This window comes from Microbacterium sp. HMWF026 (genome assembly GCF_003061325.1).
GTDB lineage: Bacteria > Actinomycetota > Actinomycetes > Actinomycetales > Microbacteriaceae > Microbacterium > Microbacterium testaceum_E.
This window is the reverse complement of record NZ_QAJB01000458.1, coordinates 1-4634: the sequence shown is the minus strand read 5'-3', so window position 1 is coordinate 4634 and position 4634 is coordinate 1. Positions and strand designations below refer to the sequence as shown.

The window sequence follows — 4634 nt, the reverse complement described above, 5'->3', positions numbered from 1 at the left end:
CGATGGTGCTCGCCAGGGCCGCGAGGATCAGGAGCCCGACTCCGCCTGCTATCGCCCACGGGTTGTGCAGGAGGGCACCGATTCCTGTGATCGCGCCGCCCGCGGCAAGCAGCGGGCCCAGGGCGCAGCAGGCGACCACGAGGAAGGCCGCGCCCAGCGCCATGAGCAGACCACCCCCGGTTCGGTTGTCATCGTGAGGCGACATCGCCATCTTCGTCCGTGAGGTGGGCTGGTTCAGCAGCACGCGTCCGGCCCGCGGTAGCTGCCGTCTCCTGTGCCGCTGACTGGACGTGCAAGCGTTTCGGGGAGGAGGTTGCGGCCAAGCCCGAAGGCTTCGGCGACGGACAGTACCCGGCCTTCCGGGTGCTCTGCAAGCCAGCCGCCTGCGTCTTCCGGAGAGGTGAAGTAGTGGACCTGGTTGCAGAACGAGGAGCGGATCGACGGCAGATTCCCGGGGTCGACCAGGGAGACGACTGCGGTGATTGGTTCCACGCTGGTGACACCGGCGGTCGGATCGACCGTGACCCGGATTGTGTCGCCGCTGGCCGGGGAGACCGACTCGATCCGCGCGGGACGGCCGATAAGGGTGGGGAAGATCAGAGTGTCAAGGGCGCACCAGGTGTAGAGCTCCTCACCGGCGACGGTGAACCGGTGCCGGGTGGGGCGCAGGGTGAGGCCTTGGCCGATGATCCGGCCCTGGTCGTCGTACTCGGTGTCCGGCATCGCGGCCAGGCGGGCGCGGACCTCGTCGGCAGTGAGAGCGGCGGCGGCCGCGAGGTCGTCGATACTAACCGGGTCACCATCCGCAAGCAGCCGGAGCAACGGGACCAGCAGGGTTGTCTCGGCGGATCCGGCGAGACGGTCGATCAGGTCGGTAGCAAGGTTCGTCATCGTAATTGATCCAGTTCTGATGGGGTGCGTGCGTCGGTGCACTGTCAGGCACAGCAGGACAGTTTCGAGACGTCGGTGGTGAACGCTTTCGCGACGATACGGATGCCCTCGGCCATGGTCAGATACGGGGCCCACGCGTCGGCGACCTCGGTGATGGTCTTGCCGAGGATGTAGACGCCGGCGGCGGCGAGCTCGCCCGCGTCCTGAGCGACCGCGGTGAGGCCGAGGATTTCACCAGTGTCGGCGTTGGCAACCATCTTGATGAACCCGCGGGTGTCCCGGTTCACCACCGCACGAGGCACATAGTGCAGAGGCAGGACCCGACAGTCGCAGCGGATCCCGGCCGCGATGACCTCTTTCTCGGTCATCCCGACCGCGCCGATCGCGGGACTGGTGAACGTCACCCGCGGCATCCGCGTGTAGTCGACCGCTGCGTCCGCTCCGTTGAAGGCGTTCTCGGCGACCAGCGTGCCGTGGCGTGCCGCGACGTAGACGAACTCGGGGTGCCCGGTGACATCCCCGGCCGCCCAGACTCGAGGGTTGGAGGTTCGCAGTTCGTCGGTGACGACGACCTGTCCGGCGTCGCCGGTCTTCACCCCGACGACGTCGAGGTTGAGTCCTGCCGTGACCGGGCGGCGTCCGAGCGCGACGAGGATCTCGTCCGCACGGAACTCCTGCTCACCGCCGGAGACCTCCGCCGTGACAACGACCTGACCGGTGGCGGTGTCTCGGACGACCCGGGTCGGAACAGCACGGCGGACCACCCGGATGCGCTCGTCGGCGAAGACCTCCTGCAGAGCCTTGGAAACCTCGGGCTCCTCCTTCGACGCGAGCCGGGAACGCACCAGCATGGTCACCGTCGAACCCAGCCGGGCAAACAGCTGAGCCAACTCCAGCGCCACGGAGCCACCACCCAGCACCACCAACGAGTCGGGCACCTCGGTCAGCTCCATCGCCGACGTCGACGTCAGGTAGCCAACGTCGTCGAGCCCCTCGACGGGCGGGGCCCAGGGGGCGGAGCCCGTGGCGATCAGGTAATGCGCGGTCTCGATGGTCTCAACGGTGCCGTCGGCAGCGGTGACCTCCAACACGGGCGCATCCGGAGTGCCAGCGAAGGCTGCGTCGCCCTGCCGGACCGGCCAGCCGTACGCCTCGGCCACGTCGAAGTACTTCTCCCCCCGCATGGCCTCGGCCAGCTCCTGCTTGCCACGCACCAGACCGGGCATGTCCACCGGGCCCGCGGTAGCGGCAATCCCTGGGAATCGGGCGCCGGCGTCCGCCGCCACATGGCGGGCCTCACCGGCAGCGATCAGCGCCTTGGACGGCACACACCCGGTGTTCACGCACGTGCCACCGAACGTGCCGCGCTCCACCATCACCACCGACTTGCCCAGCATGGTGGCGCGGATCGCAGCGGCGAACGCCGCACCACCCGATCCGATCACGGCCAGATCAAACCTCGACTGCATTCCGATCCCTCCCGGACCTATCGCGAACATTCGCTGCTACAGTCATCATCAACCTTCCTGTGCGGTGGAAGGTCAAGTCCTCTGACGAAGGAGCGTCGATAATGCGGATCGGTGAACTCGCTGAGGCGGCCGAGACGACCGCAAAGACGCTGCGGTTTTACGAAGACCAGGGACTCCTACCCGCGACCGAGCGCACACCCAGCGGCTACCGCGACTACACGACTGCGGCGCTTGCCCGTATCAACTTCATCCACCGCGGTCAAGCAGCCGGACTCACCCTGGCCCAAATCCGGCAGATCCTCGACATCCGCGACCACGGCCAAGCCCCCTGCAACCATGTTCGCGACCTGCTCGACACACGCCTCGCTGACATCGACCAGCAACTCGCACAGCTCCACGACCTCCGCGACACCCTCGCCGCGCTACGCGACCAGGCAGACCACGTCGAGCCCGACACCTGCAGCACCGACCAGGTCTGCCGCTACCTATAGCAGCGCCCCGATCGAGAGGTCTGAGAACTATGAGTCGTCTCCGGTGATCCCCGGGCGGAGAGGACGGACTCGAGACCATCACCGCGACATCGGATGACCGCCGCCAAACAGCACTGCAAGAACACCGCCAAAGAGCGTCATCAGTCACAATTCCGGCACCTCGTCGACGGCCCCTGCGGGTGGTGCGAAACCGATCGGCTTCGCACCACTTATTAATCGGCAGTTACCGATATGATCGTCACATGCCGATGACACAAGAGCTCGCAGCTGCTGTATCTCTGTTCCACTCTCTTGCCGATCACAGTCGCCTGACGATCCTGCGTCGGCTGTCCGTTGGTGAAGCGCGGGTGAGGGACCTCACCGACGAACTCGGCTTGGCGCAGTCAACCGTGTCAGAGCACGTTGGATGCCTCCGCGAATGCGGACTCGTTGTTGCCCGCAGTGAGGGCCGACAGAACTTTTACTCTGTCTCCACTCCCGAGGTGATCGATGTTCTCGAAGCGGCCGAGCGACTCCTCGCCGCGACGGGTTTCAAGGTCGATCTGTGCAAGACGTACGGGAGCGACGCCCGATGATCGGAACCATCGTGGCCGCCATCGGCCTGTTCGCGGCGACGAACATCGACGACATCGTCGTCCTCACCGTTCTGTTTCTCGCGTCCGCACGCGGAGCCCTCCCGGGATGGAAGGTCGTGGCCGGACAGTACCTCGGCTTCATCGCTCTGGTCGCAATCAGCAGCCTCGCCGCCGCAGGCCTCACCATCGTTCCGGATGAATGGGTCGGGCTGCTGGGCCTGGTCCCACTTGCGATCGGTGTGTACGGGCTGATTCGTACGCTCCGACATCGCGGCGACGATGACGACGACGACGAAAGCTCCATCAGCGCCGGGGGCCTGCTCGGAGTTGCCGGCATTACCATCGCGAACGGTGCCGACAACATCTCGCTGTACACACCTGTCTTCCGCACCAACCCGGTTCCGGACACCATCGTTACCATCATCGTGTTCTTGGTACTCGTTGCCGTGTGGTGTCTTATCGCCCGCTTCGTGGGTACCAGCAAGGCTGTCACAGAGGCTCTTGAGAAGATCGAGCACTGGCTCGTGCCGGCCGTGTTCATCGGGTTGGGTCTGTACATCCTGGTCGAGTCCGGCGTGATCGTTCGTCTCATCGAAGTCCTGTCGTGAGCAGGTTCACACGCCTCCTCGCTGCCGCTGCTGCCGTAGTTGCCGCCTTCACGGTCGACCAACTCACCAAAGCGTGGGCCCTGTCCTACCTCGACGGAGGCCGTGATATCGACCTTGGGCTGGGCGTATCCCTGCGCCTCGTGTTCAACCCTGGGGTCGCATTCGGTCTCGGCGGCGATGTGGGAGCGCCGCTTGTCGTCGGCGTTATGGTCCTTGTCGCCGCGCTGCTCACGTGGATCGTCATCCGAGTGCTGCGGAGGCAGAGCATGGGCGCTACTGCGCTGCTGGCTGCCGCCGCCGGCGGCGCGATCGGCAACCTGTGGGACCGCACCACACGCGCTGAAACCGGACCGCTCAGCGGAGAGGTGGTCGACTTCATCGCTGTCGACTGGTTCGCCATCTTCAACGTGGCTGACATCTTCACAACGCTCGGCCTGCTCGGGTGGGCAGCCTTGTATCTGCTCCGTCGAGACCACGCTCCCATCAGCGGGAGCACCGGTGACGGTTCCTAGCACCGCGGCTGATCTGGGAACGAGGAGGGCCCGCACGGGTATTCGTGCGGGCCCTTCGCGGGTGGCGGAGGGCGGTGCCCGCCGCGAT

At 65.9% G+C, this 4634-nt stretch carries 7 protein-coding genes; 4 read left to right on the top strand and 3 right to left on the bottom strand.

The window, feature by feature from the left end; genetic code table 11:
• The 3 genes from DBR36_RS16550 to merA all read right to left on the bottom strand — a co-directional run.
• Positions 1-205, bottom strand: a 205-nt coding sequence (locus DBR36_RS16550) for a hypothetical protein (protein WP_108320789.1), incomplete at its 3' end; no start/stop codon positions are given.
• A 29-nt stretch (positions 206-234) separates the two neighbouring features.
• Positions 235-891 (bottom strand): organomercurial lyase MerB, encoded by a 657-nt coding sequence (gene merB / locus DBR36_RS16545; RefSeq protein ID WP_108320788.1) that lies wholly within the window; start codon positions 889-891, stop codon positions 235-237.
• Between the two features lie 44 nt (positions 892-935).
• Complete coding sequence (merA, locus tag DBR36_RS16540) at positions 936-2360, bottom strand: mercury(II) reductase (protein WP_108320787.1); 1425 nt, start codon at positions 2358-2360, stop codon at positions 936-938.
• Positions 2361-2461: 101 nt separating this feature from the next.
• Here merA and DBR36_RS16535 point away from each other — a divergent pair, with 101 nt between their 5' ends.
• The 4 genes from DBR36_RS16535 to DBR36_RS16520 all read left to right on the top strand — a co-directional run bounded on the left by DBR36_RS16535 (position 2462) and on the right by DBR36_RS16520 (position 4546).
• Complete coding sequence (locus tag DBR36_RS16535; RefSeq protein ID WP_108320786.1) at positions 2462-2851, top strand: heavy metal-responsive transcriptional regulator; 390 nt, start codon at positions 2462-2464, stop codon at positions 2849-2851.
• Positions 2852-3093: 242 nt separating this feature from the next.
• On the top strand, positions 3094-3426 hold the full coding sequence (locus tag DBR36_RS16530) for a helix-turn-helix transcriptional regulator (RefSeq protein ID WP_108320785.1): 333 nt from the start codon (positions 3094-3096) through the stop codon (positions 3424-3426).
• The gene (locus tag DBR36_RS16525; RefSeq protein WP_108320784.1) at positions 3423-4034 is read left to right on the top strand and encodes a cadmium resistance transporter; all 612 of its coding nucleotides are present in this window, start codon (positions 3423-3425) and stop codon (positions 4032-4034) included. The genes DBR36_RS16530 and DBR36_RS16525 overlap by 4 nt, the downstream gene beginning before the upstream one ends.
• The gene (locus DBR36_RS16520; RefSeq protein ID WP_181373664.1) at positions 4031-4546 is read left to right on the top strand and encodes a signal peptidase II; all 516 of its coding nucleotides are present in this window, start codon (positions 4031-4033) and stop codon (positions 4544-4546) included. Before DBR36_RS16525 ends, DBR36_RS16520 begins: the two co-directional genes overlap by 4 nt.
• The last annotated feature ends 88 nt before the right edge of the window (positions 4547-4634 follow it).